This is a genomic window from Hydrogenophaga sp. IBVHS2, assembly GCF_002127215.1.
Classification (GTDB): domain Bacteria; phylum Pseudomonadota; class Gammaproteobacteria; order Burkholderiales; family Burkholderiaceae_C; genus Hydrogenophaga.
This window is the reverse complement of the sequence record NZ_NFUT01000004.1, coordinates 127,001-152,563: the sequence shown is the minus strand read 5'-3', so window position 1 is coordinate 152,563 and position 25,563 is coordinate 127,001. Positions and strand designations below refer to the sequence as shown.

Sequence of the window (25,563 nt, the reverse complement as noted above, 5' to 3'; positions counted from 1 at the left end):
CCGAAGTCCGCGTGACCTCTGGTGGGCTTGCGTGTCTCAAGGTTTGACCTTTCCGGCACGCCGAGCGCCTCATATTTTTCTGGATCCACATGGCCACTTCCGAAGTTCAAACCGTACAGTCCGGCGCCGACAAGGCCAAGGTCGCTGCGGCCGTCGCCCTGCTGCTGGCCGGTTTCGTCGGCTTCTACCTGCTGACGGGTCAGGCGGCCTGGGTGCGCTGGATCGCGCTGCTGGCCGGTGTGGTCGCGGCGGTGGTCGTGTTCGGCGTGTCCGAGCCGGGTCGACAGCTGGTGGCTTTCGGCCGGGATTCGTGGCGCGAGGTCAAGAAGGTGGTCTGGCCGGCCCGCAAGGAAGCCATGCAGATGACCGCGTACGTGTTTGCGTTCGTGGTGGTCATGGCCCTGTTCCTGTGGCTGACCGACAAGACCCTGGAATGGGTGTTCTACGACCTGATCCTGGGCTGGAGAAAATGATGACCGAACAACAGAGCCCCGTGACCCCCGCCGAAGGCATGCGCTGGTATGTGGTGCATGCCTATTCCGGCATGGAGAAGGCCGCCGAGCGCAACATCATCGAGCGCATCAACCGCGCCGGCATGCAGGACAAGTTCGGCCGCATCCTCGTCCCCACCGAAGAGGTGGTCGAGATGAAGAACGGCCAGAAGCGCACCACCGAGCGCAAGTTCTTCCCGGGCTACGTGCTCGTCGAAATGGTGATGGACGACGACACCTGGCACCTGGTGAAGCACACCAACAAGGTGACCGGCTTCGTGGGCGGTGCCAAGAACCGCCCGGCCCCCATCTCCGAGGAAGACGTCCAGAAGATCGTCAACCAGATGCAGGAAGGCACCGACAAGCCCCGCCACAAGGTGGAGTTCGTGGTCGGGGAATACGTCCGCGTCAAGGAAGGCCCGTTCACCGACTTCAACGGCACGGTCGAGGAAGTCAACTACGAGAAGAACAAGATGCGGGTGTCGGTGACCATCTTCGGTCGCGCCACGCCGGTCGAGCTCGAATTCAGCCAGGTCGAAAAGACCTGATCCTTTCGGCTGCAGGCGGGTCGACCCGGCGCCTGCGGCCTTGATTCCATCCGGGTTTCAACCGCGAGGAGGTTGTCGTTCAGGCAACCGTCTGCACTCGCAGGAGCTGCATCATGGCGAAAAAAATCGTCGGCTTCATCAAGCTGCAAGTGCCAGCTGGTAAGGCCAACCCCTCCCCCCCGATCGGTCCGGCGCTGGGTCAGCGCGGCCTGAACATCATGGAGTTCTGCAAGGCGTTCAACGCCCAGACCCAGGGCGTCGAGCCCGGTCTGCCGCTGCCGGTGGTGATCACCGCGTTTGCGGACAAGAGCTTCACCTTCATCATCAAGACCCCGCCGGCCACGACCCTCATCAAGAAGGCCATCAAGCTGGACAAGGGCTCGCCGGTGGCGAACAAGCAGAAGGTCGGCAAGATCACCCGGGCCCAGCTCGAGGAAATCGCCAAGACCAAGATGAAGGACATGACCGCTGCCGATCTGGACGCCGCTGTGCGCACCATCGCCGGTTCGGCCCGTTCCATGGGCGTGATTGTGGAGGGCGTGTAAATGGCCAAGCTGACCAAGAAACAGAAAGCCTTCGAAGGCAAGGTTGACAGCAACAAGCTGTACCCGCTGGGCGACGCCCTGGCCATCGTCAAGGAATGCGCCAACGCCAAGTTCGATGAGTCCATCGACGTGGCCATCCAGCTGGGCGTGGACGCCAAGAAGTCCGACCAGGTGGTGCGCGGCGCCGTCGTGATGCCCAACGGCACCGGTAAGACCAAGCGCGTGGCCGTGTTCGCCCAGGGCGCCAAGGCCGAGGAAGCCAAGGCCGCCGGCGCCGACGTGGTCGGCATGGACGACCTGGCCGCCGACGTGAAGGCCGGCAAGATGGACTTCGACGTGGTGATCGCCTCGCCGGACGCCATGCGCGTCGTGGGTACCCTGGGCCAGATCCTGGGCCCGCGCGGCCTGATGCCCAACCCGAAGGTCGGTACCGTGACCCCGGACGTGGCCACCGCCGTGAAGAACGCCAAGGCCGGTCAGGTGCAGTTCCGCGTCGACAAGGCCGGCATCGTGCACGGCACCATCGGCCGCCGCTCGTTCAATGCCGAGCAGCTGCAGGGCAACCTGGCTGCGCTGATCGATGCACTGAACAAGGCCAAGCCGGCCACCAGCAAGGGTGTGTACCTGCGCAAGGTGGCCGTGTCCTCGACCATGGGCGTGGGCGTTCGCGTCGACACCCAGACCATCTCGGCGTGATCGCCTGAGAAGGTGAACGAATTCGGACCCCTCGGGGTCCGGGTGTGGTGGGCCCCGGGGCAGCGCAAGCCGCCCGGGGGGCCATCCAAGACCGTTGGTGCTGGCGCGAGCCGGCTTAATTGTGAAATGCCAACGCAGATGGCGATCCCGCTGCAGATGGAATCGGTTGATTTCTGAACACAGTTGGTCGCTGCAACGAGGCGTGTTCCGGGTCCTGCCCGAAACACATTGAAGGAGTAGACCTTGAGTCTGAATCGCAGTGAGAAAGAAGCGGTCATTTCCGAAGTGACCAGCCTCGCCGCAAAAGCTCAAACGCTCGTGATCGCGGAGTACCGCGGCATCACGGTGGCGTCCATGGACAAACTGCGCGTGACCGCCCGCAGCAATGGCGTGAGCCTGAGTGTTCTGAAGAACACCCTGGCCCGCCGTGCAGTGGCCGGCAGCCCGTTTGAAGTGGCCTCCGCCCAGATGACCGGCCCGCTCGTCTATGGCTTCTCCGAAGACGCTGTGGCCGCCGCCAAGGTGGTGGCCGAATTCGCGAAAACCAACGACAAGCTGGTGATCCGCGCAGGCGTTTACGGTGGCAAGGTCCTGGACGTCGACGGCGTCAAGCAACTGGCCAGCATCCCCTCCAAGGAAGTGCTGCTGTCCCAGCTGTGTGGCTTGCTCAAGTCGCCGATCTCCCGCACCGCTGTGGTGCTGGGTGCCCTGGCGGCCAAAAAAGGCGAAGGCGCTGCCGAACCGGCAGCCGAGGCGGCTGCAGCCTGATCGGCGCGGCACGTTCCCCCAACCGAAGTTTTTAGGAAATCAAAATGGCATTCGATAAAGACGCATTTCTGACGGCCCTCGACAGCATGACCGTCATGGAACTCAACGACCTGGTGAAAGCCATCGAAGAGAAGTTCGGCGTGTCCGCCGCCGCCATGGCCGCTCCGGCCGCCGGTGGTGCTGCTGGCGGTGGCGCTGCCGCCGCTGAAGAGAAGACCGAGTTCAACGTCGTCCTGACCGACGCCGGCGCCAACAAGGTGTCCGTCATCAAGGCCGTGCGCGAGATCACCGGTCTGGGTCTGAAGGAAGCCAAGGACCTGGTCGACGGCGCCCCGAAGAACGTGAAGGAAGGCATTGCCAAGGCCGACGCCGAAGCTGCCGTGAAGAAGCTGGTGGAAGCCGGCGCCAAGGCCGAACTGAAGTAATTCGGTTCCCGGCAGGGGCTGGAGTGCCTGAAAGGGCCTCCAGCCTTTGGTGCTTTCAGGACACCGATAAGCTGGTTCCCCGGAGCCGCCTTATCCGTGTCTTCTGACCCCGACTGCAGAAGACCACTTGGTTCGGGCCCGCGTGCAACGCGCGGGCCGTCCGCCAACGGCAGGTAGTGGCCTGCCGCCAAGAACGCCGCCGCGTGCCGCCCTGCGCACGGTCGTGCCGACAGTCGCCGAAGACCTCAAGCCCGGAGATCTCATGGCCACCGCATCGAAATACTCATACACCGAACGCAAGCGCATCCGAAAGAGCTTCGGCACGCGCGAAAACGTGCTGACGATCCCCTACCTGCTGCAGATGCAGAAGGATGCCTACACCGCCTTCCTGCAGGCCGATGTGGCTCCCAAGCAGCGCACCAACGAGGGTCTGCAGGCCGCCTTCCAGGCCGCCTTCCCCATCGTCTCGCACAACGGCTTCGTGGAGATGAAGTTCGTCGAATACAACCTGGCCAAGCCGGCGTTCGACGTGCGCGAGTGCCAGACCCGCGGCCTGACCTTCGCATCGGCCGTGCGCGCCCGCGTGCAGCTGATCATCTATGACCGCGAGTCCTCGACCGCGCAGTCCAAGGTGGTCAAGGAAGTCAAGGAGCAGGAGGTCTACATGGGCGAAGTGCCGCTCATGACCGACAAGGGTTCCTTCATCATCAACGGCACCGAGCGCGTGATCGTCTCGCAGCTGCACCGCTCGCCGGGTGTCTTCTTCGAGCACGACAAGGGCAAGACGCACAGCTCGGGCAAGCTGCTGTTCTCGGCCCGCATCATTCCCTACCGCGGTTCGTGGCTGGACTTCGAATTCGACCCGAAGGACGTGCTGTTCTTCCGCGTCGACCGCCGCCGCAAGATGCCGGTGACCATCCTGCTCAAGGCCATCGGCCTGACGCCGGAAACCATCCTGGCCAACTTCTTCGTCAACGACCACTTCCGCCTGATGGACAGCGGCGCCCAGATGGCCTTCGTGGCCGAGCGCCTGCGCGGCGAGGTGGCCCGCTTCGACATCACCGACAAGTCGGGCAAGGTGGTGGTGGCCAAGGACAAGCGCATCACCGCGCGCCACACCCGTGAGCTGGAGCAGTCGGGCACCACCCACATCAGCGTGCCGGAAGACTTCCTGATCGGCCGTGTCGTGGCCAAGAACGTGGTCGATCCCGACACCGGCGAGATCATTGCCAAAGCCAACGACGAACTGACCGAAGCGCTGCTGAAGAAGCTGCGCTCGGCCGGCGTGCAGGACCTGCAGTGCATCTACACCAACGAACTCGACCAGGGCGCCTACATCAGCCAGACCCTGCGCATCGACGAGACGGTGGACGAGTTCGCCGCCCGTGTGGCCATCTACCGCATGATGCGCCCCGGCGAGCCGCCGACCGAAGACGCGGTGCAGGCCCTGTTCCACCGCCTGTTCTACAACCCGGACACCTACGACCTCTCGCGCGTGGGCCGCATGAAGTTCAACGCCCGTGTGGGCCGCGACGACGCCACCGGCCCGATGGTGCTGTCCAACGACGATATCCTGGCCGTGGTGAAGATCCTGGTGGACCTGCGCAACGGCCGTGGCGAGGTGGACGACATCGACCACCTGGGCAACCGCCGCGTGCGTTGCGTCGGCGAACTCGCCGAGAACCAGTACCGCACCGGTCTGGCCCGCATCGAGAAGGCCGTGAAGGAGCGTCTGGGCCAGGCCGAGCAAGAGCCGCTGATGCCGCACGACCTGATCAACTCCAAGCCGATCTCTGCGGCGCTCAAGGAGTTCTTCGGTGCGTCCCAGCTGTCCCAGTTCATGGACCAGACCAACCCGCTGGCCGAGATCACCCACAAGCGCCGCGTGTCGGCCCTGGGCCCGGGCGGTCTGACCCGCGAGCGCGCCGGCTTCGAGGTGCGTGACGTGCACGTCACCCACTACGGCCGCGTGTGCCCGATCGAGACCCCGGAAGGTCCGAACATCGGCCTGATCAACTCGCTGGCCCTGTACGCCCGCCTCAACGAGTACGGCTTCATCGAGACCCCGTACCGCCGCGTGGTGGACGGCAAGGTCACCAACCAGATCGACTACCTGTCGGCCATCGAGGAAGGCAAGTACGTCATCGCCCAGGCCAACGCGGCCCTGGATGCCGATGGCCGCCTGACCGAGGAGCTGGTGTCGGCCCGTGAGAAGGGCGAATCCATCCTGACCTCGCCCGACACCATCCAGTACATGGACGTGTCGCCGGCGCAGATCGTCTCGGTGGCCGCCTCGCTGGTGCCGTTCCTGGAGCACGACGACGCCAACCGCGCGCTGATGGGCGCCAACATGTCGCGCCAGGCCGTGCCGGTGCTGCGTCCCGAGAAGCCGCTGGTGGGTACCGGCATCGAGCGCGTGGCCGCGATCGACTCCGGCACCGTGGTCACCGCCAAGCGCGGCGGCGTGGTGGACTATGTCGACGCCACCCGGATCGTGATCCGCGTGAACGACGCCGAGGCCGTGGCCGGCGAAGTGGGCGTGGACATCTACAACCTGATCAAGTACCAGCGTTCCAACCAGAACACCAACATCCACCAGCGCCCCATCGTCAAGAAGGGCGACATGCTGGCCAAGGGTGACGTGATCGCCGACGGTGCCTCCACCGACCTGGGCGAGATCTCGATCGGCCAGAACATGCTGATCGCCTTCATGCCCTGGAACGGCTACAACTTCGAGGACTCCATCCTCATCTCCGAGCGCGTGGTGGCCGACGACCGCTACACCAGCATCCACATCGAGGAGCTGGTGGTCATGGCCCGCGACACCAAGCTGGGCGCCGAGGAAATCACCCGCGACATCCCCAACCTGGCCGAGCAGCAGCTCAACCGCCTGGACGACTCCGGCATCATCTACGTGGGCGCCGAAGTGCTGCCGGGCGACGTGCTGGTGGGCAAGGTCACGCCCAAGGGCGAGACCACCCTCACGCCGGAAGAAAAGCTGCTGCGCGCCATCTTCGGCGAGAAGGCGTCCGACGTGAAGGACACCTCGCTGCGCGTGGACCAGGGCTCGCAGGGCACCGTGATCGACGTGCAGGTCTTCACCCGTGAAGGCATCACGCGCGACAAGCGCGCCCAGCAGATCATCGACGACGAGCTCAAGCGCTTCCGCCTCGACCTGAACGACCAGCTGCGCATCGTCGAGGCCGACGCCTTCGACCGGATCGAGAAGCTGCTGACCGGCAAGGTCGCCAACGGCGGGCCGAAGAAGCTGGCCAAGGGCACGACCATCGACAAGGCCTATCTGGCCGACGTCGAGAAGTACCACTGGTTCGACATCCGCCCGGCCGACGAGAGCGTGGCTGCCCAGCTGGAGTCCATCAAGAACTCCATGGAGCAGACCCGCCACAGCTTCGACCTGGCCTTTGAGGAAAAGCGCAAGAAGCTCACCCAGGGTGACGAGCTGCCGGCCGGCGTGCTCAAGATGGTCAAGGTGTACCTGGCCGTCAAGCGCCGCCTGCAGCCCGGCGACAAGATGGCCGGCCGCCACGGCAACAAGGGCGTGGTGTCCAAGATCGTTCCGGTCGAGGACATGCCCTACATGGCCGACGGCACCCCCGCCGACATCGTGCTCAACCCGCTGGGCGTGCCCTCGCGGATGAACGTGGGTCAGGTGCTGGAAGTCCACCTGGGCTGGGCCGCCAAGGGCCTGGGCCAGCGCATCGGTGACCTGCTGCAGCAGGAAGCCAAGGCCACCGAGATCCGCCAGTTCCTGGAGACCGTCTACAACCACGCCGGCAAGAAGGAAGACCTCTCGAACCTGTCGGACGCCGACGTGATCGAGATGGCCGAGAACCTGCAGACCGGCGTGCCGTTCGCCACTCCGGTGTTCGACGGTGCCTCGGAAGACGAGATCCGCGCCATGCTCAAGCTGGCCTACCCGGACGACATCGCCGAGCTCAAGGGCCTGACCGCCACCCGCACCCAGGCGCAGCTGTACGACGGCCGCACCGGTGACGCTTTCGAGCGCAAGACCACCGTGGGCTACATGCACTTCCTGAAGCTGCACCACCTGGTCGACGACAAGATGCACGCCCGTTCCACCGGCCCGTACTCGCTGGTCACCCAGCAGCCGCTGGGCGGCAAGGCGCAGTTCGGTGGCCAGCGTTTCGGCGAGATGGAGGTGTGGGCGCTGGAAGCCTACGGCGCCTCCTACATCCTGCAGGAAATGCTCACCGTCAAGTCCGACGACGTGCAGGGTCGCACCAAGGTGTACGAGTCCATCGTCAAGGGCGAGCACACGATCGACGCCGGCATGCCCGAGTCGTTCAACGTGCTGGTCAAGGAAATCCGTTCGCTCGGCATCGACATCGAGCTCGAGCGTTCGTGATTCACTGAAAAGGAAACTGACCCATGAAATCCTTGCTCGACCTGTTCAAGCAGTTCACGCCCGACGAGCACTTCGATGCGATCCGCATCGGCCTGGCTTCGCCGGAAAAAATCCGTTCCTGGTCCTTCGGTGAAGTCAAGAAGCCCGAGACCATCAACTACCGCACCTTCAAGCCCGAGCGTGACGGCCTGTTCTGCGCCAAGATCTTCGGCCCCATCAAGGACTACGAGTGCCTGTGCGGCAAGTACAAGCGCCTGAAGCACCGTGGCGTGATCTGCGAGAAGTGCGGCGTCGAAGTGACCCAGACCAAGGTGCGCCGCGAGCGCATGGGCCACATCGATCTGGCCGCGCCCTGCGCCCACATCTGGTTCCTGAAGTCGCTGCCCTCGCGTCTGGGCCTGATCCTGGACATGACCCTGCGCGACATCGAGCGGGTGCTGTACTTCGAAGCCTATGTGGTGGTCGACCCGGGCATGACCCCGCTGAAGAAGTTCAGCATCATGTCGGAGGACGATTTCGACGCCAAGAAGCGCGAGTTCGGTGACGAGTTCGTGGCCAAGATGGGCGCCGAAGGCATCAAGGAGCTGCTGCAGAACATCGATCTGGACATCGAGATCGAGAAGCTGCGCAACGACCTGACCGGCTCCGAGCTCAAGATCAAGAAGAACGCCAAGCGCCTCAAGGTGCTGGAAGCCTTCAAGAAGTCCGGCATCAAGCCCGAGTGGATGGTGCTGGAGGTGCTGCCCGTGCTGCCGCCGGACCTGCGCCCGCTGGTGCCGCTGGACGGCGGCCGCTTCGCGACCTCCGACCTGAACGACCTGTACCGCCGCGTCATCAACCGCAACAGCCGTCTGCGTCGCCTGCTGGAGCTGAAGGCTCCGGAAATCATCGCGCGCAACGAGAAGCGCATGCTGCAGGAAGCGGTGGACTCGCTGCTGGACAACGGCCGCCGTGGCAAGGCCATGACGGGCGCCAACAAGCGCGCTCTCAAGTCCCTGGCCGACATGATCAAGGGCAAGAGCGGTCGTTTCCGCCAGAACCTGCTGGGCAAGCGCGTCGACTACTCGGGCCGTTCGGTCATCGTGGTGGGCCCGACCCTCAAGCTGCACCAGTGCGGCCTGCCCAAGCTGATGGCCCTGGAGCTGTTCAAGCCCTTCATCTTCTCGCGCCTGGAAGCCATGGGCATCGCCACCACCATCAAGGCGGCGAAGAAGGAAGTGGAAACCGGCACGCCGGTGGTGTGGGACATCCTGGAAGAGGTGATCAAGGAGCACCCGGTGCTGCTGAACCGCGCACCGACGCTGCACCGCCTGGGCATCCAGGCCTTCGAGCCCATCCTGATCGAAGGCAAGGCCATCCAGCTGCACCCGCTGGTCTGCGCTGCGTTCAACGCCGACTTTGACGGTGACCAGATGGCCGTTCACGTGCCGTTGTCGGTGGAAGCGCAGATTGAAGCGCGCACCCTGATGCTGGCCTCGAACAACATCCTGTTCCCGGCCAACGGCGAACCCTCCATCGTGCCGTCGCAAGACGTGGTGCTGGGTCTGTACTACGCCACCCGTGAGCGCATCAACGCCAAGGGCGAGGGCATGATCTTTGCCGATCTGTCCGAGCTGCAGCGCGCGCTGGACAACGCCGTGGTGGAAATCACCGCCAGGATCAGTGTGCGCCTGACCCAGCAGTCGCTGGACAAGGCCACGGGCGAATGGGTGCCGTCGACCACGCTGGTGGACACCACCGTGGGCCGTGCGCTGCTCTCCGAGATCCTGCCCAAGGGCTTGCCTTTCGACGTGCTGAACAAGGCGCTGAAGAAGAAGGAAATCTCGCGCCTGATCAACACCTCGTTCCGCAAGTGCGGCCTGAAGGAAACCGTGGTGTTCGCCGACAAGTTGCTGCAAAACGGCTTCCGTCTGGCCACGCGCGCCGGTATCTCGATCGCCGTGGACGACATGCTGGTGCCCAAGGAGAAGCCGGCCATCATCGACCGCGCCGAAAACGAGGTGAAGGAAATCGCCCAGCAGTACGCTTCCGGTCTGGTGACCGCGGGCGAGCGCTACAACAAGGTGGTGGACATCTGGGGCAAGGCCGGTGACGAGATCTCCAAGGTCATGATGGCCCAGCTGGCCAAGCAGAAGACCATCGACCGCCACGGCAAGGAAGTGGACCAGGAGTCGTTCAACTCCATCTACATGATGGCCGACTCGGGTGCGCGTGGCTCCGCTGCGCAGATCCGCCAGCTTGCCGGCATGCGAGGCCTGATGGCCAAGCCTGACGGCTCCATCATCGAGACCCCCATCACGGCGAACTTCCGTGAAGGTCTGAACGTGCTGCAGTACTTCATCTCCACGCACGGCGCCCGAAAGGGTCTGGCCGACACGGCGCTGAAGACGGCCAACTCCGGCTACCTGACCCGCCGTCTGGTGGACGTGACCCAGGACCTGGTGGTCAACCAGCACGACTGCGGCACCTCCAACGGCACGCTGATGCGCGCCATCGTCGAGGGCGGCGAGGTGATCGAATCGCTGCGCGACCGCGTGCTGGGCCGTGTGACCGCCGAAGAGGTGATCCACCCCGAGACCCGCAAGACCCTGGTGCCGGCCGGCGAGATGCTGGACGAGGACCTGCTGGACGAGCTGGAAGCCGCCGGTGTCGACGAGGTCAAGGTGCGCACCGCGCTGACCTGCGAGACCCGCTTCGGCATCTGCGCCAAGTGCTACGGCCGCGACCTGGGTCGTGGCGGCTTGGTGAACATCGGCGAGGCGGTGGGCGTGATTGCCGCCCAGTCGATCGGCGAGCCCGGCACCCAGCTGACCATGCGCACCTTCCACATCGGTGGTGCCGCATCGCGTGCAGCGGTGGCCTCCAGCGTGGAAGCAAAGTCCAGCGGCGTGATCGGCTTCAACGCCACCATGCGCTATGTGTCCAACACCAAGGGCGAGCTGGTGGTGATCGCACGTTCGGGCGAGATCATCATCTCCGACGAGCATGGCCGCGAGCGCGAGCGTCACAAGGTGCCGTACGGCGCCATCCTGACCATCAAGCCCGACCAGTCCATCAAGGCCGGCACCATCCTGGCCAACTGGGACCCGCTGACCCGACCCATCATCACGGAATTCGCCGGTCAGGTGAAGTTCGAGAACGTGGAAGAGGGCCTGACCGTGGCCAAGCAGGTGGACGACGTCACCGGCCTGTCCACGCTGGTGGTGATCGATCCCAAGCGCCGCGGCGCCACCAAGGTGGTGCGTCCGCAGGTCAAGCTGGTCGATGCCAAGGGCCAGGAAGTCAAGATCCCCGGCACCGACCACTCGGTGACCATCGGCTTCCAGGTCGGCGCCCTGATCCAGGTGCGCGACGGCCAGGACGTGGGCCCCGGCGAAGTGCTGGCCCGTATCCCGATCGAAGGCCAGAAGACCCGCGACATCACCGGCGGTCTGCCGCGTGTGGCCGAGCTGTTCGAAGCCCGCAGCCCGAAGGACAAGGGTATGCTGGCCGAGATGACCGGCACCGTGTCGTTCGGCAAGGAGACCAAAGGCAAGGTTCGCCTGCAGATCACCGACCCCGAAGGCAAGGTGTGGGACGAGCTCATTCCCAAGGAGAAGAACATCCTGGTGCACGAAGGCCAGGTGGTCAACAAGGGCGAGAGCGTGGTGGACGGCCCGGCCGATCCGCAAGACATCCTGCGCCTCCTGGGCATGGAAGAGCTGGCCCGCTACATCGTTGACGAAGTGCAGGACGTCTACCGCCTGCAGGGCGTGAAGATCAACGACAAGCACATCGAGGTGATCGTTCGCCAGATGCTGCGCCGTGTGGTCGTGGACAGCGTGGGTGATTCGAGCTACATCGCCGGTGAGCAGGTCGAGCGTTCGGAGATCCTCAACACCAACGACGCACTGCGTGCCGAAGGCAAGCTGCCCGCGGTGTTCAGCAACATCCTGCTGGGTATCACCAAGGCGTCGCTGTCGACCGACTCGTTCATCTCGGCGGCCTCCTTCCAGGAAACCACCCGGGTGCTGACCGAGGCGGCCATCATGGGCAAGCGCGACGAACTGCGTGGTCTGAAGGAAAACGTGATCGTGGGTCGTCTGATCCCGGCCGGTACCGGCATGGCCTACCACGAGGCGCGCAAGGTCAAGGAGAAGATGGACGACGAGGAACGCCGTGCCATCGCCGAGGCCGACGCCCTGTCGCTGGCGGCCGACCAGGCCGACGCATCCAGCGCCAGCGAAGCCGCCGAGTGATCGTCGCATCCGCTGTCTGATCCGCTGACGCTCCAGGAGCCCCCGGCCGCAAGGCCGGGGGCTTTTTTGTGGCCGCAGCGGCCATGTCCCTGCGCTATATTGGCCCGCACCTTGTACCTACCCTTCGGGAGTTGTCCATGTCGATCACCCAATGGATCCTGCTGGCCGCAGGCCTTCTCGTGCTGTTCTGGGCGGTGGGCGCCTACAACCGCCTGGTGACCCTCAAGAACGCGATCGCCAACGCCTTCGGCCAGATCGACGTGCAGCTCAAGCGCCGGCACGACCTCATTCCCAACCTGGTGGAGGTGGCCCGCCAGTACCTGGTGCACGAGTCGCAGACGCTGGAGGCGGTGATTGCCGCCCGCAACCAGGCCCGCAGTGCCGAACAGACCGCCGCCGCCAGCCCGCTCAGTGCACAGGCGCTGGCCGCACTGGCGGGTGCGGAGCAGACCCTGGGTGCGGCCCTGTCCCGCCTGATGGTGGTGGTGGAGGACTACCCCGAGCTCAAGGCCGATCAGAACCTGCGTGAACTGAGCGAGGAACTGGCCAGCACCGAAAACCGCATCGGTTTTGCCCGCCAGGCCTACAACGACCAGGTGCTGCAGTTCAACGACGCCGCCAGCCAGTTCCCCACGCTGATCGTGGCCCGCATCTTCGGCCTGCTGCCGCAGGCCATGCTGGCGTCCACCACCAGCGAGGCCGAACGCCAGCCGGTCAAGGTTCAGTTCTGAGTCCGGCCGGATGCGGTTTTTCGAGTCCCAGGCCGAAGCCCGGCGCCAGACCCGCCGGCTGCTGGTGTGGTTCGCGCTCACCGTGCTGCTGCTGGTGGTGGCGGTCAATGCGGCCCTGGCGCTGGCCTGGGGACTGAGCTGGGGCTTCTGGATGCCCGGCCCGTTCACGCTGCCGGCGCGCTTCATCGAGATCAACACGGCGGTGGTGCTGCTCTTCGTGCTGGGCGGCTGGTGGCTGGAGACCTCGCGCCTGCAGGGCGCGGGCGGGGTCGCCCTGGCCCGCCAGATCGGCGCCCGCGAGGCGCGGCCCTCGGGTGACCTGCGCGAGCAGCGCTATGTGAACATCGTCGATGAAATGGCGATCGCCTCCGGTCTGCCCGTTCCGGCTGCGCTGGTGCTGCCGCGCGAAGGCGCCATCAATGCCCTGGCCGCCGGCTGGGACCCGGCCGATGCCGCCATTGCCGTCACGCAGGGCGCCCTGGACCACCTGACCCGGGAAGAGATGCAGGGCCTGGTGGCGCACGAGCTCAGCCACATCGGCGAAGGCGACACCCGCCTGAACATGCGCCTGTGCGGCATGGTGTTCGGTCTGGAGATGGTCTACCGGATGGGGCAGGACCTGTGGGAGGCGGACGACGAGGGTCGCCGCCACGCAGCGGCCCTGGCAGGCCTGGCCCTCATGGCCGCCGGCTGGCCGGGCTGGATGGCGGGCCATGCCCTGCAGGCCGCCGTGGCCCGCCAGCGCGAGTACCTGGCCGATGCCCGCGCCGTGCAATGGACCCGCAGCCGCGATGCCCTGGGCGGCGTGCTGCGCAAGGCCCTGGCCCAGCGCCAGCGCGGCGATGCCGACCGCACCGGGTCGGCCCAGGTCCAGCACATGCTGCTGCTGGGCAGCGAGGCCGGCGGTCTGCGCCACTGGTTCGATGCCCATCCGCCGCTGGTCCAGCGCATCCGCCGCATCTATGGTCGGCCCATGTCCCCGCTGCCACTGGCCGCGGACCCAGGCCGTACCGTCACCGACCCCACCGCATGACCGATTCACCCGTCAAGGCCCCGGGCACCGCGCCCGGGTTGTCCGTGCTGCTGCAGCACACCGCCGAGGCCGTCCGCCAGGTCCAGCAGGGCCGCTCGCTGGCCGAGGGCCTGCCCGACGTCCCGGCGCCCCTGCGTCCGGCCGTGCAGGCCCTGACCTTTCACGCCCTGCGCCACCTGGGCCTGGCCCGGGCCCTGGTGGATCGCCTGGCCGACCGCAGCCCCGAGCCGGTCGTGCAGGCCCTGCTGGTGGCCGCCGTGGCCCTGTTGGTCGCGCCGGCCGACGGCGTGCGGTATGCACCCCATACCGTGGTCAACCAGGCGGTCGAGGCGGCGCGCCAGCAGCGTCGCCTGCAGCGGCAGGCGGGCTTCATCAACGCCTGCCTGCGCCGCCTGCTGCGGGAGCAGACCGACCTGATGGCCGAGGTGGCCGATGACCCGCCGGCCCGCCACCACCACCCCCGCTGGTGGATCGACCGGGTCCGCCGGGACCATCCTCAGGACTGGGCGGCGGTGCTGCAGGCCAGCCAGGAGCCGGGCCCCATGACCCTGCGCGTCAACCGCCGCCGCATCGACCGCAGTGCCTATGCCCTGCGTCTGGCCGAGGCGGGCATGGCCAGCCTGCCCACCGGCGAGGACGGCCTGGTGCTGGCCCGGCCCTGTGCCGTGGACAGCCTGCCGGGCTGGACCGACGGACTGGTCTCGGTGCAGGATGCCGCGGCCCAGATGGCGGCCGGGCTGCTGCTGCAGGGGCAGGACTGGGGGCCGCAGCACCGCGTGCTCGACGCCTGCGCCGCCCCCGGCGGCAAGACCGCCCACCTGCTGGAGCGGGCCGATGTGCAGGTGCTCGCACTCGATGCCGACGCCGACCGGGCTCGCCGCATCGGCGACACCCTGCAGCGCCTGCAGCTGCAGGCCCGGGCGCAGGTGAAGGTGGCCGACGCTGCCGACACAGCCGCCTGGTGGGATGGCCAGCCCTTCGATGCCATCCTGCTGGATGCGCCCTGCACCGCCTCCGGCATCGTGCGACGGCACCCGGACGTGCGCTGGCTGCGTCGCGAGGCCGACGTGGCGGCGCTTGCCGCCCAGCAGCGCCGCCTGCTGGAGGCGCTGTGGCCCCTGCTCAGACCGGGTGGCCGGCTGCTGTACGCCACCTGCTCGGTGTTCCGGGCCGAAGGCGAGGACCAGGTGCAGGCGTTTCTTGCGCGCCACACCGACGCCCGGCAACACCCCTCGGCCGGCCATTTGCTCCCCGGTGCCGGCAGGCCGGTCGGGCAGTTCAACGACAATCCGCCGGGTGGACATGACGGTTTCTTCTACGCCCGGCTCGACAAGCCCGCTGCCTGAGGGCTGGCGGGTCCTCATCCGGGCGTGGTGCAGGGCCTCGGGGCGTGCCAGAGCCACTTTCTGGGCGGTGCTCGTCGGTCTGTGCCTGCTGGCCGACGCCCGCGCCAATCCGCAGGTCCAGCAGATGGCGCTGGAGCGCACCGCAGAAGGCCTCTACCTCAATGCCCGTCTGGGCCTGACCGCCACGCCGGTGGTGGAAGACGCGCTGGTGCGGGGCGTGCCGCTGTACTTCGTGTGGCAGGTCGATGTCAGCCGGTCGCGCTGGTACTGGTCCGACAAGCGTCTGGTCACGGCGGTGCGGGTGCTGCGCCTGGCCTACCAGCCCCTGACCCGACGCTGGCGCGTGAGCCTCTCCACCGATGGCGGTGGGGCGGGCGGCGGTGCCGGACTCCAGTACGCCGCCCACCAGAACCACGACTCGCTGGCCGACGCTCTGGCCAGCATCGGCCGGCCCGGGCGCTGGCGCCTGCTCGATGCCGCGCAGATCGAGACCGGCGAGACACACCGGGTGGAGGTGGCCTTCCGGCTCGATCTCAGCCTGCTGCCCCGTCCGTTCCAGATCGGGCTGGGCAACGACCCGGACTGGTCGGTGCAGTTCCTGCAGCGTCTGACCGTGCCCGACATGGTCGACGCCGATCGTTGAGCGCCCGCCCGTGAGCGCCGCACCCAACTCCCGTCGCCAGGCCGTGGCTGCGCGCTGGGCGGTCGGCGCAGCCCTGGTCTTCATGACCGGCGTGGGCATGGTGCTGCTCTTCCTGCTGACCCTGGCCACGCGCAACCGGGCGCTGTACGAGCAGAACTTCACCTGGCTGGTGGCGGTGAACGTGGCGGTGGCCGGCTTCCTGCTGCTGGTCATCGGCTGGCTGGCGGTGCGGCTGTTCCTGCGACTCAAGCGTGGCAAGTTCGGCAGCCGGCTGCTCATCAAGCTGGCCGGGATCATCGGCCTGGTGGGCGTGCTGCCGGGCCTGCTGATCTACACCGTGTCCTACCAGTTCGTGTCGCGTTCCATCGAGAGCTGGTTCGATGTGCGGGTGGAGTCGGCCCTGGCCGCCGGCCTCAACCTCGGGCGGACCACGCTGGACACGCTGATGGCGGACATGTCCAACAAGGCGCGCGTGGCCGCCGAAGGCCTGTCGCGCCTGTCCAGCACCTCGGCGGTCTTTGCGCTGGACGATGTGCGCAACCAGCTCGGGGCCAGCGACGTGGTGCTGTGGGGCGCCAGCGGCCGGCCGCTGGGCAGCGCCGGTGTCTCGCGCTTCGATCTCAGCCCCGAGCGGCCATCGGCCGCCTTGCTGCGCAATGTGCGCGAGGCCCGCGTGGTGGCCACGGTGGAAGGACTGGAAGAGGGCGCCGACAGCGAACTCGATGCCGCGCTGGCCGCGCGCGAGGCGCGCATCCGCGTCACGGCGCTGGTGCCCCCGCCGACCTTTGCGTTCGGCGGCGAGCCGCGCTACCTGCAGGCGGTGGCACCGCTGCCGTCTGCCCTGGTGGTGGACGCGCTGGCGGTGCAGCTGGCCAACCGCGAATACCAGGAACGTGCCCTGGCCCGCGAAGGGCTGCGCCGCATGTACATCGGCACCCTGACGCTGGCGCTGTTCCTGGCCGTGTTCGGTGCCGTGCTGCTGGCGGTGCTGCTGGGCAACCAGCTGGTGCGCCCGCTGCTGGTGCTGGCCGAGGGCATGCGCGAGGTGGCCGCCGGCAACCTCAGTCCCAAGCAGGCCCTGACCTCGCGCGACGAACTCGCCGGCCTGACCCGCACCTTTGCCCACATGACGCAGGACCTGTCGGACGCGCGCGCGGCCGTGCAGCGCAGCATGTCCGAGGTGGACGCCGCCCGCGACAACCTGCAGACCATCCTGGACAACCTCACCGCCGGCGTGGTGGTGCTGGACGAGGCCGGCGCCCTGCGCAGCGTCAACCCGGGCGCCGAACGCATCCTCCACATTCCGCTGGCGCTGCACATCGGCCGTCCGCTGGTGGAGCTGCCCGGCCTGGAGGCCTTCGGCAGCGGCGTGCTGCAGCAGTTCGAACGCTTCCTGGGCGACCAGACCCCGCACGAAGGGGGCTACTGGCAGCAGTCGTTCGAGCTGTCCGCCAGCGGCACCACGCCGTTCCAGCAAGGCATCACCCTGATCGCGCGCGGTGCCCTGCTGCCGCGCAACGAACGCCTGCTGGTGTTCGACGATGTGTCCGACATGGTGTCGGCCCAGCGCGCCCAGGCCTGGGGCGAGGTGGCGCGGCGGCTGGCGCACGAGATCAAGAACCCGCTCACGCCCATCCAGCTCTCGGCCGAACGGCTGGCCATGAAGCTGGACGGCAAGGTGGCGCCGCCCGAGCAGGCGGTGCTCGACAAGTCGGTGCGCACCATCGTCGATCAGGTCGATGCCATGAAGCGCCTGGTCAACGAATTCCGCGACTACGCGCGCCTGCCGGCGGCACAGCTGGTGCCGGTGGACCTCAATGCGCTGCTGCGGGACATCCTGGCCCTGTACGACCATGCCGCCGTACCGGTGCGTCTGGAGCTGGCCGACGACCTGCCGATGGCGATGGCCGATGCCCAGCAGGTGCGCCAGATCGTGCACAACCTGGTGCAGAACGCGCAGGACGCCATGACCGCCCAGCCGGGCGCCGAGGTGCTGCTGCGCACCCGCCGCTCCGACAGCGGCCAGTGGGTGCGGTTGAGCGTCCTGGACCAGGGGCCGGGATTCGCCGAGCACATCCTCAAGCGGGCCTTCGAGCCCTACGTCACGACCAAGAGCAAGGGCACCGGACTGGGTCTGGCGGTGGTCAAGAAGATCATGGACGAGCACGGCGGTCGGGTGGACCTGAGCAATCGCCTGGTGGAAGGACGCATCACGGGCGCCCAAGTCTCGTTATCATTCGCAGTTGCAAATTGACAACAGCCCATCCGGGCGGCAGACAGGGTGACATGGCAACGATTCTGGTGGTGGACGATGAACTGGGCATCCGGGACCTGCTCTCGGAGATCCTGAACGACGAAGGTCATGCGGTGGAGCTGGCCGAGAACGCGGCCCAGGCCCGCCAGATCCGGGCCAGCCTGCGGCCCGACCTGGTGCTGCTGGACATCTGGATGCCCGACACCGACGGCGTCACCCTGCTCAAGGAATGGGCCAGCAACGGGCTGCTGACCATGCCGGTCATCATGATGAGCGGCCACGCCACCATCGACACGGCGGTGGAAGCCACCCGCATCGGCGCCAGTGCCTTCCTGGAAAAACCGATCACGATGCAGAAGCTGCTCAAGGCGGTCGACCAGGGACTCAACAAGCTGCCCGCCAAGGCGTCGCCGGCGCTGGCATCGGCCGCGCGCCCCGGCCTGGCCGAGTTCACGGTGGAGCAGGCCATGACGGCGAGTCTGCCCAGCGCCGTGCTGCCCCTGGCTGCCGGTCTTGCCGACCTCGGTCCGCAGCCGCAGCAACTCTTCAACCTGGACAGCCCCCTGCGCGAGGCGCGGGACGGTTTCGAGAAGGCCTATTTCGAGTACCACCTGGCCAAGGAGTCCGGCTCCATGACCCGTGTGGCCGAGAAGACCGGCCTGGAGCGCACCCACCTCTACCGCAAGCTCAAGCAGCTCGGTGTGGATCTCGCCCGCAGCAAGCGCAACGCGCACTGAAAAGTCCACCCCGAAAATACTGCTATACTCGCGGTCTTTCCAAGGCCCGGTAGCTCAGTTGGTAGAGCAGCGGATTGAAAATCCGCGTGTCGGTGGTTCGATTCCGCCCCAGGCCACCAGATTCCTTCGCGGGAATAGCTCAGTTGGTAGAGCGCAACCTTGCCAAGGTTGAGGTCGCGAGTTCGAACCTCGTTTCCCGCTCCAGTTGCCATGGTTCCGGAACCATGCGGTCAGACGCCCATCCCAGTGATGGGCGTCTTGCTTTCCGGGGATCGCTTTTTCCCGAGGCCCGCCGGAGAATGCAGCCATGAATTCGATACCCACTCCTGTGTTGCTGTGCCTGCTTGTCGTGGCGGGTGCCTGGTCGTCCGATGCGCAGTCCCAGCAGGTCTACCGCTGCGAGCAGCCCGATGGCCGCGTGGCGTACGCCGACACGCCGTGTCCGCGCAGCGCCCGGCAGGCGCAGGTGGATGTGGCGCCCAACACGGTCGACACCGCCGCGGACCGCGAGATCCTGCTCAAGCAGGAGAACGAGCGCCTGCGCGACCAGCTGCGGCGGGAGCAGGCGGCCGCCTCGCGCCCGCAGCCCGTCGTGGTGCAGAACGCCGCACCGGCCGACCGCGTCAACACGCCGGAATGCCGCAAGGCGCAGGAAGCCTACGAGACTGCCGCCTCGGCCATGACCAACACCGAGGCCTTCATCGAGGCCAAGCGCTCGGCGTTCTTCGCCACCTGTGGCCTGGCCGAGCCGGACCGCACCGTGGCCGCGCCGGCCCCGGTGATCGTGGTGCGGCCCCAGGGCCGGCCGCCGGTGTACCCGCAGCCCAAACCGCACCCCCAGGTGGACAAGTGCCCCTCCGGGCCGGGCGATCTGCGCAATTGCGGCATCGTCAATGCCCGGGCCAAGGCGGCGGCCCAGGGCAAGCAGCCACCACCGTACTGACACCCGGTCGGGGCTCAGCGCCAGCCGGGCGACTTCTTCAGCAGGAAGTTCAGCACCGGTGCATCGGCCGGGCGGCCGTCGGCGGGGCGGCGGGTGCCCCGGAGTTCCAGCCCGCAGGCGGCCGGTTCCCCGATCCACACGGCGTCCAGATTCACCCCGTCGGACGATTCGTCGAAGTTGACCTCGCCGTCCACCACGTCGCCCGAGAGCACGGCCTCGCGGTCGTTGCCGGTGTCGCTGCGCTTGAGGCGTCCCCGCACGCTGCCGTCGTATTCGGGATGCCGTTCGAACAGCACGGCGCCGGTGGAGGCGGGCTGTGCCGTTGAACCGTTCTCGGGCCAGAGCGTGAGCTGCCACAGGCCGGACAGGCGAGCCGGCTCCATGAAGGCGGGTGTTTCGCAGGCGGGGGCGGCGGGTGCGACCGTCTGGGCCAGGGCGGCCGGCGCCAGCAGGCTCGACAGGGCCGACGGGACGAGCACGGCGGCCACGGCGCACAGCCGCCGTGCCGGGCGGTGGAAGAAGCGGGTCATGCGGGTCATCCTGTCGGTCGGTCGGCCTGTTCCTTGGCGCGTTGCGCGAACTCGGCGCGCAGCGCCTTGAGCTTCTCGCGCGGGTCTTCGCGCACCGTGGCCTGGTCGAGGGCCATCTCGGCAATGAAGCGGCTGGGGCTGCCGGGCACGCTCTCGCGGCCCTTCTTGCGCCGCTTGAGCCAGCTCACCGACAGGGTGCGCTGCGCGCGGGTGATGCCCACGTACATCAGGCGGCGCTCTTCCTGCAGCCGCTGGGCCAGGGCCTCGGCCGGCAGGTCGCTGTCGGCCGCGTCGGTCTTGAACGGCAGCAGCCCCTCGTTCACGCCCACCAGCATCACATGCGGCCATTCCAGGCCCTTGGAGGCATGCAGGGTGGACAGGGTCACGACGTTCTGGTCCTGCTCGCGCTCCGACAGGGTGGAGAGCAGGGCGATGGTCTGCACCACCTCCAGCAGGCTCTTGCGCTCGGACTCCACCGTGGCACCGGCCTCGTCCTCGATCTGGCCACCGCAGCGCCCGGCCACCCAGTCGCAGAAGTCGATCACGTTGGTCCAGCGGGCGGCGGCCACCTTGTCGTTGTCCTCGCTGTCCAGCAGGTGCTGCTCGTAGCCGATGTCCTTGAGCCAGTCGGTGAGGAACTGCCGCGCGGCCTCGGCACCCACGGTGTGGCGCGCGCGGTATTCCAGGTCGTTGATGCAGCGACCGAACTCGTGCAGGGTGGCCACGGCCCGCGCCGGCAGCGCCGCACCCAGCGAGTTCGAGAACAGCGCTTCGAACAGGCTGAGCTTGTACTGGGTGGCAAAGCTGCCCAGCTGCTGCAGCGTGGTGTGGCCGATGCCGCGCTTGGGCGTGGTGGCTGCGCGCATGAAGGCCGGGTCGTCGTCGTTGTTGACGATCAGCCGCAGCCAGGCGCAGAGGTCCCGGATCTCGGCACGGTCGAAGAAGCTCTGGCCGCCCGAGACCTTGTACGGGATGTTGGCCTTGCGCAGCGACTGCTCGAAGGCGCGGGCCATGTGGTTGGCCCGGTACAGGATGGCGAAGTCCCGCCATTCCTTGTGCGGGCTGGTGGCGCGCAGGCTCTGGATGCGGGCCACGGCGCGCTCGGCCTCGTGGTCCTCGTTGTCGGCGTCCACCACCCGCACCGGCTCGCCCTCGCCCAGGTCGCTCCACAGCGTCTTGGGAAACAGCTTGGGGTTGGGGCCGATGACGTTGTTGGCCGCGCGCAGGATGGCGCTGGTGGAGCGGTAGTTCTGCTCCAGCTTGATGACCTTGAGTTCGGGGAAGTCCTGCGGGAGGCGCTTGAGGTTGTCCAGCGTGGCGCCGCGCCAGCCGTAGATGGACTGGTCGTCGTCGCCCACGGCGGTGAAGCGGGCGCGTTCACCCACCAGCAGCTTGAGCAGCTCGTACTGGGTGGCGTTGGTGTCCTGGTATTCGTCCACCAGCACATGGCCCATCTTGCGCTGCCACTTCTCGCGCACGGTCTCGTGCTCGGTGAGCAGCTTCAGGGGCAGGCCGATCAGGTCGTCGAAGTCGACCGCCTGGTAGGCGGTCAGCCGCTCCTCGTAGCGGCCCATGATGGCGGCCGCCACCCGCTCGTTCTCGTCGCGCGCCTGCTTGAGCGCCTGCGCGGCGTTCAGGCCGGCGCTCTTCCAGGCGCTGATGGTCCACTGCCATTGCCGCGCCGTGGCCGCATCGGTGGTGCCGCCGCAGTCCTTGAGCAGGCTGGTGATGTCGTCGGTGTCCAGGATGCTGAACTGCTTCTTCAGGCCCAGCACCTCGCCGTCCTCGCGCAGCAGCCGTACGCCCAGGGCGTGGAAGGTGCAGATCAGCACCTTCTTCGCGTCGCGGCCCACCAGCTGCCCGGCGCGTTCGCGCATTTCGGCAGCGGCCTTGTTGGTGAAGGTGATGGCGGCAATGCGGTCGGCTGCCAGGCCGGCCTGGATGAGGCGCGCAATCTTGTGGGTGATGACCCGGGTCTTGCCCGAGCCGGCACCGGCCAGCACCAGGCAGGGGCCGCCGAGGTGGTTCACGGCTTCAAGCTGGGCGAGGTTCAGGCCGGCGGACATCGGGGCTCTCGGGCAAAGCCGTCGATGATACCGGGGGGTGTCCGGCGCTGCTGAGACAATCCCGTCCGTGCTCAACGTCCTGATCGTCACTTTCCCCTTCTTTGCACTGGTGCTGGCCGGCTACATCGCCGCCCGCCGCAAGCTGCTGCCGCTGGAAGCCATTCCTGGCCTGAACGGCTTCGTGCTGTTCTTCGCGCTGCCCTGCATGCTGTTCCGGTTCGGCTCCACCACGCCGATCGCCCAGCTGCTCGATGCCGCCGTGTTCGGCGTCTACCTGTTCTGTGCGCTGCTGATGGTGACCTTTGCCCTGGTCATCACGCTCAACGAGCGCATCCGCTGGAACGACGGCGCGCTGGGGGCGCTGGTGGCCGCGTTTCCCAACACCGGCTTCATGGGCGTGCCGCTGCTGGCGGCTCTGCTGGGCCCGCAGGCGGTGGGCACGGTGATCGTGGTGATGGTGGTCGACATGGTGGTCACCTCGTCGCTGTGCATCGCGCTGTCCCGGCTGGACGACGCCCAGGGCGATGGCGTGCATGCCATGCTGGATGCGGGCCGCAAGGCCTTGCGGGGCGTGCTGTCCAATCCGATGTCCTGGTCGGTGCTGCTGGGTGCAGCCGCCTCGGCGGTGGACTTCCGTTTCCCCGCGCCGGTCGAGAAAACCGTCTGGCTGCTGGCCGATGCGGCTTCGCCGGTGGCCCTGTTCACCATCGGTGCGGTGCTGGCCCGCTCCCAGATGCAGGCCAACCACCCCATGCCCTTGTCCGACTATGTGCCGGTGGCGCTCATGAAGCTCTTCCTGCACCCCCTGCTGGTGCTGGGCGTGGGCATGGGTGCCATGCAGCTGGGTGTGCCGCTGGAGCCGGCGGCGCTGACCGTGATGGTGCTGATTGCCGCGCTGCCGAGTGCCAGCAACGTCTCGCTGCTGGCCGAGCGGTTCGGCGCCGACAACGGCCGCATCGCACGCATCATCCTGGTGTCCACATCGGTCTCGTTCCTGACCTTCTCGGCAGCAGTCAACCTGCTGACCTGAGTTCGCCGCCTCAGAGCGCCAGCGGGTCCACATCCACCGCAAAGCGCAGCAGGCCCCGCGCCGCCGGATCGCTGCGGCAGGCCAGCAGGGCGGGCTGCCAGGCCGCCAGGAACCGCTGCAGCACCGGCCGGGAGACGGCTTCGATCAGCAGTTGCGCCCGCTCCACATTGGCCACGCGCTGGATGGTCAGCGGCACCGCCGGATAGAGGGTGACCTCCTCGGCACCCGGCAGGCCCGCGGCGGCACGCGCGGCCGCATTCAGAAACCCCTGCGCCGCCTCCTGGGTGCGGGCGTCGGCCCGCAGCAGCGCCTGGTGGGCGAAGGGCGGCATGCCGGCGGCTTCGCGCTCGGCCAGTTCGGCGGCGGCGAAGCCGGCGAAGTCGTGGGTTTTCAGATGGCCGAACAACGGGTGCGCCGGGTGCCAGGTCTGCACCCACAGCTCGCTGGCCCCGCTGTGCTGGGCGTCCCGTCCGGCCCGGCCACCGGCCTGCAGCAGCAGGGCGAACAGCCGTTCGGGGGCCCGGTGATCGCTGGCGAACAGCGCGGCGTCGGCGTTGAGTGCCGCCACCAGGGTGATGCGCCGGAAATCGTGCCCCTTGGCCACCATCTGGGTGCCCACCAGCACGTCCACCTCGCCGCTGTGCAGGGCATCGAGCTGGGCCTGCAGCGCTCCCTTGAGCCGGGTGGAATCGGCGTCCATGCGGGCCACCCGTGCCGGCGAGCCGTCGGGGCGGCGCACATCGACCAGCAGCTCGCCCAGCTGTTCTTCCAGCTGCTCGGTGCCGCGCCCCACCGGGGCAATGTCCAGATTGCCGCAGTCCGGGCAGGCCCGGGGCACCCGGCTGGCGGTGCCGCAGTGGTGGCACCGCAGCGTGCGGTCGATCTTGTGGAACACCCGGTAAGCGCTGCAATGCGGACAGCCGCTTTTCCAGCCGCAGGCATGGCAGGCCAGCACCGGGGCATAACCCCGCCGGTTGAGCAGCACCAGGCACTGCTCGCCGCGTGCCACCCGTTCGGTCATGGCCTGCAGCAGCGGCGGGGCCAGCGCAGCGCCCTTGGGCTGGTGGTTCATGTCGACCAGCCGCAGGCGCGGCAGGCTGCCGCCGCCGATGCGCGCCGGCATCAAGAGCCGCCGGTAGCGGCCCTGCTCGGCCGCATGCCAGCTCTCCAGCGATGGCGTGGCCGACCCCAGCACCACCCGGCAACCCTCCACCTTGGCCCGGTAGACCGCCAGGTCGCGCGCCGAGTAGCGTGCGCCGTCCTGGCTCTTGTAGCTGGGGTCGTGTTCCTCGTCGACCACGATCAGCCGCAGGCCGGGCAGGCTGGCGAACACCGCCATGCGCGTGCCCAGCACGATGCGGGCCCGGCCGGTGTGGGCCGCCAGCCAGCTGGCCAGGCGCTGCGCCGGCGTCAGGCCGCTGTGCAGACAGACCACTGCGCCGGCGCCGAAGCGGGTGTCGAACCGGGCCCGCAGGCGGGATTCGAGTTGCGGCGTGAGGTTGATCTCGGGCACCAGTACCAGCACCTGGGCATCCGGTCGGGCGGCCAGCTCGGCGTCGGCGGCCTGCAGGTACACCTCGGTCTTGCCGCTGCCGGTGGCGCCGAACAGCAGCACCGGCCGGTCGGCGGACTGCAGCCCGGCCAGCGCCGCGGACTGCTCGGGGTGCAGGGCTGGTGGGGTGTCGTGGCTGTCGGTCGGTCCGGACAGGTGCTTGTCCAGCCGCTTGAGCCGCCGGGCCAGCTGCACGGTGTCCAGGTCGCGCAGCGGGGGCGGCAGGCTGCCCAGCGCCACCTCGCCCATGCTGCGCTGGTAGTACTGGCCGGCAAAGCGCACCAGCTGCAGCCAGCCCGCCGACAGCGGGGGCAACGCATCCAGCACGCCGGACACCGGCCGGGCGCTGGCCAGGTCCAGATCGGCGGGGGGGCTGTCGGCGCAGTCCCGCACGATGCCCAGCACGTCCCGCGCGCCCAGGGGCACCCGGACCAGGGTGCCTGCAGGCAACACGGCGGGGTGTCGGTAGCTCAGGACTTCCCCCAGTCCGCTGTGCACCGGGGTGGCCACCAGAACGCTGGGCCAGGCTTCCATGATCAGGTCCTACACCTCACCCGGTACGGCGAAATCGGCGCTAAGTGCTTGATTTTTCAACCGCCG

Annotated in this window: 19 protein-coding genes and 2 tRNA genes; 18 read left to right on the top strand and 3 right to left on the bottom strand. The window is 67.6% G+C overall.

Annotated elements, in window-relative coordinates; genetic code table 11:
- Nucleotides 1-89: 89 nt before the first annotated feature.
- From secE to CAP38_RS11360, 17 genes are all read left to right on the top strand, one after another.
- Nucleotides 90-473 (top strand): preprotein translocase subunit SecE, encoded by a 384-nt coding sequence (secE, locus tag CAP38_RS11440; protein ID WP_086121539.1) that lies wholly within the window; start codon nt 90-92, stop codon nt 471-473.
- Nucleotides 473-1,039, top strand: coding sequence for a transcription termination/antitermination protein NusG (gene nusG / locus CAP38_RS11435; protein WP_086121538.1), 567 nt, complete (start codon nt 473-475; stop codon nt 1,037-1,039). Before secE ends, nusG begins: the two co-directional genes overlap by 1 nt.
- Before the next feature lie 113 nt (nt 1,040-1,152).
- Nucleotides 1,153-1,584: a 50S ribosomal protein L11 gene (rplK, locus tag CAP38_RS11430; protein ID WP_086121537.1), complete on the top strand. Its 432-nt coding sequence runs from the start codon at nt 1,153-1,155 to the stop codon at nt 1,582-1,584.
- Nucleotides 1,585-2,280, top strand: coding sequence for a 50S ribosomal protein L1 (gene rplA, locus CAP38_RS11425; RefSeq protein WP_086121536.1), 696 nt, complete (start codon nt 1,585-1,587; stop codon nt 2,278-2,280).
- Between the two features lie 243 nt (nt 2,281-2,523).
- The gene (gene rplJ / locus CAP38_RS11420; RefSeq protein ID WP_086121535.1) at nt 2,524-3,048 is read left to right on the top strand and encodes a 50S ribosomal protein L10; all 525 of its coding nucleotides are present in this window, start codon (nt 2,524-2,526) and stop codon (nt 3,046-3,048) included.
- 44 nt (nt 3,049-3,092) lie between these two features.
- Entirely contained in the window at nt 3,093-3,473 is a 381-nt protein-coding gene (gene rplL, locus CAP38_RS11415) for a 50S ribosomal protein L7/L12 (RefSeq protein ID WP_086121534.1), read from the top strand.
- A 262-nt stretch (nt 3,474-3,735) separates the two neighbouring features.
- Entirely contained in the window at nt 3,736-7,860 is a 4,125-nt protein-coding gene (gene rpoB / locus CAP38_RS11410; RefSeq protein WP_086121533.1) for a DNA-directed RNA polymerase subunit beta, read from the top strand.
- Between the two features lie 23 nt (nt 7,861-7,883).
- A complete protein-coding gene (rpoC, locus tag CAP38_RS11405; protein ID WP_086121532.1) occupies nt 7,884-12,098 on the top strand; it encodes a DNA-directed RNA polymerase subunit beta' in 4,215 nt (1,404 codons plus the stop codon).
- 137 nt (nt 12,099-12,235) lie between these two features.
- Nucleotides 12,236-12,829 (top strand): LemA family protein, encoded by a 594-nt coding sequence (locus CAP38_RS11400; protein WP_086121531.1) that lies wholly within the window; start codon nt 12,236-12,238, stop codon nt 12,827-12,829.
- A gap of 10 nt (nt 12,830-12,839) precedes the next feature.
- Nucleotides 12,840-13,862, top strand: a complete 1,023-nt coding sequence (locus tag CAP38_RS11395; RefSeq protein ID WP_086121530.1) for a M48 family metalloprotease — start codon at nt 12,840-12,842, stop codon at nt 13,860-13,862.
- The gene (gene rsmB / locus CAP38_RS11390; protein ID WP_086121529.1) at nt 13,859-15,208 is read left to right on the top strand and encodes a 16S rRNA (cytosine(967)-C(5))-methyltransferase RsmB; all 1,350 of its coding nucleotides are present in this window, start codon (nt 13,859-13,861) and stop codon (nt 15,206-15,208) included. Before CAP38_RS11395 ends, rsmB begins: the two co-directional genes overlap by 4 nt.
- A 67-nt stretch (nt 15,209-15,275) precedes the next feature.
- On the top strand, nt 15,276-15,851 hold the full coding sequence (locus CAP38_RS11385) for a DUF4390 domain-containing protein (protein WP_179188533.1): 576 nt from the start codon (nt 15,276-15,278) through the stop codon (nt 15,849-15,851).
- Nucleotides 15,852-15,861: 10 nt separating this feature from the next.
- Nucleotides 15,862-18,105 (top strand): ATP-binding protein, encoded by a 2,244-nt coding sequence (locus CAP38_RS11380; RefSeq protein ID WP_256924435.1) that lies wholly within the window; start codon nt 15,862-15,864, stop codon nt 18,103-18,105.
- A gap of 32 nt (nt 18,106-18,137) precedes the next feature.
- Nucleotides 18,138-18,842 (top strand): response regulator, encoded by a 705-nt coding sequence (locus tag CAP38_RS11375; protein WP_086121527.1) that lies wholly within the window; start codon nt 18,138-18,140, stop codon nt 18,840-18,842.
- A 43-nt stretch (nt 18,843-18,885) separates the two neighbouring features.
- Nucleotides 18,886-18,961, top strand: a tRNA-Phe gene (locus CAP38_RS11370).
- A 9-nt stretch (nt 18,962-18,970) separates the two neighbouring features.
- Nucleotides 18,971-19,046 (top strand) — tRNA-Gly (locus CAP38_RS11365).
- 103 nt (nt 19,047-19,149) lie between these two features.
- Nucleotides 19,150-19,785 (top strand): DUF4124 domain-containing protein, encoded by a 636-nt coding sequence (locus CAP38_RS11360; protein ID WP_086121526.1) that lies wholly within the window; start codon nt 19,150-19,152, stop codon nt 19,783-19,785.
- A 14-nt stretch (nt 19,786-19,799) separates the two neighbouring features.
- On the opposite strand, the gene CAP38_RS11355 is transcribed toward CAP38_RS11360, so the two are convergent.
- Together CAP38_RS11355 and CAP38_RS11350 are read right to left on the bottom strand one after the other, a co-directional pair.
- Nucleotides 19,800-20,315 carry a hypothetical protein gene (locus CAP38_RS11355; protein WP_143435818.1) on the bottom strand — a complete coding sequence of 172 codons (516 nt, stop codon included), beginning with the start codon at nt 20,313-20,315 and terminating at the stop codon, nt 19,800-19,802.
- Between the two features lie 5 nt (nt 20,316-20,320).
- Nucleotides 20,321-22,381, bottom strand: a complete 2,061-nt coding sequence (locus CAP38_RS11350) for an ATP-dependent helicase (protein ID WP_086121524.1) — start codon at nt 22,379-22,381, stop codon at nt 20,321-20,323.
- A gap of 67 nt (nt 22,382-22,448) precedes the next feature.
- On the opposite strand from CAP38_RS11350, the gene CAP38_RS11345 reads away from it, so the two are divergent.
- Entirely contained in the window at nt 22,449-23,411 is a 963-nt protein-coding gene (locus CAP38_RS11345; protein ID WP_086121523.1) for an AEC family transporter, read from the top strand.
- Between the two features lie 10 nt (nt 23,412-23,421).
- Here CAP38_RS11345 and priA read toward each other — a convergent pair whose 3' ends face one another.
- Complete coding sequence (gene priA / locus CAP38_RS11340) at nt 23,422-25,497, bottom strand: primosomal protein N' (protein WP_086121522.1); 2,076 nt, start codon at nt 25,495-25,497, stop codon at nt 23,422-23,424.
- Nucleotides 25,498-25,563: the final 66 nt, after the last annotated feature.

Bases quoted from the DNA above. Each gene is read 5' to 3' on its own strand.
- CAP38_RS11375 (WP_086121527.1), top strand. From the start codon at position 18,138: ATGGCAACGATTCTGGTGGTGGACGATGAACTGGGCATCCGGGACCTG.
- rplL (WP_086121534.1), top strand. From the start codon at position 3,093: ATGGCATTCGATAAAGACGCATTTCTGACGGCCCTCGACAGCATGACC.
- rplK (WP_086121537.1), top strand. From the start codon at position 1,153: ATGGCGAAAAAAATCGTCGGCTTCATCAAGCTGCAAGTGCCAGCTGGT.
- CAP38_RS11400 (WP_086121531.1), top strand. From the start codon at position 12,236: ATGTCGATCACCCAATGGATCCTGCTGGCCGCAGGCCTTCTCGTGCTG.
- CAP38_RS11360 (WP_086121526.1), top strand. From the start codon at position 19,150: ATGAATTCGATACCCACTCCTGTGTTGCTGTGCCTGCTTGTCGTGGCG.
- priA (WP_086121522.1), bottom strand. From the start codon at position 25,497: ATGGAAGCCTGGCCCAGCGTTCTGGTGGCCACCCCGGTGCACAGCGGA.
- CAP38_RS11395 (WP_086121530.1), top strand. From the start codon at position 12,840: ATGCGGTTTTTCGAGTCCCAGGCCGAAGCCCGGCGCCAGACCCGCCGG.
- secE (WP_086121539.1), top strand. From the start codon at position 90: ATGGCCACTTCCGAAGTTCAAACCGTACAGTCCGGCGCCGACAAGGCC.
- rsmB (WP_086121529.1), top strand. From the start codon at position 13,859: ATGACCGATTCACCCGTCAAGGCCCCGGGCACCGCGCCCGGGTTGTCC.
- CAP38_RS11355 (WP_143435818.1), bottom strand. From the start codon at position 20,315: ATGACCCGCTTCTTCCACCGCCCGGCACGGCGGCTGTGCGCCGTGGCC.
- rpoB (WP_086121533.1), top strand. From the start codon at position 3,736: ATGGCCACCGCATCGAAATACTCATACACCGAACGCAAGCGCATCCGA.
- CAP38_RS11350 (WP_086121524.1), bottom strand. From the start codon at position 22,381: ATGTCCGCCGGCCTGAACCTCGCCCAGCTTGAAGCCGTGAACCACCTC.
- nusG (WP_086121538.1), top strand. From the start codon at position 473: ATGACCGAACAACAGAGCCCCGTGACCCCCGCCGAAGGCATGCGCTGG.
- rpoC (WP_086121532.1), top strand. From the start codon at position 7,884: ATGAAATCCTTGCTCGACCTGTTCAAGCAGTTCACGCCCGACGAGCAC.
- rplA (WP_086121536.1), top strand. From the start codon at position 1,585: ATGGCCAAGCTGACCAAGAAACAGAAAGCCTTCGAAGGCAAGGTTGAC.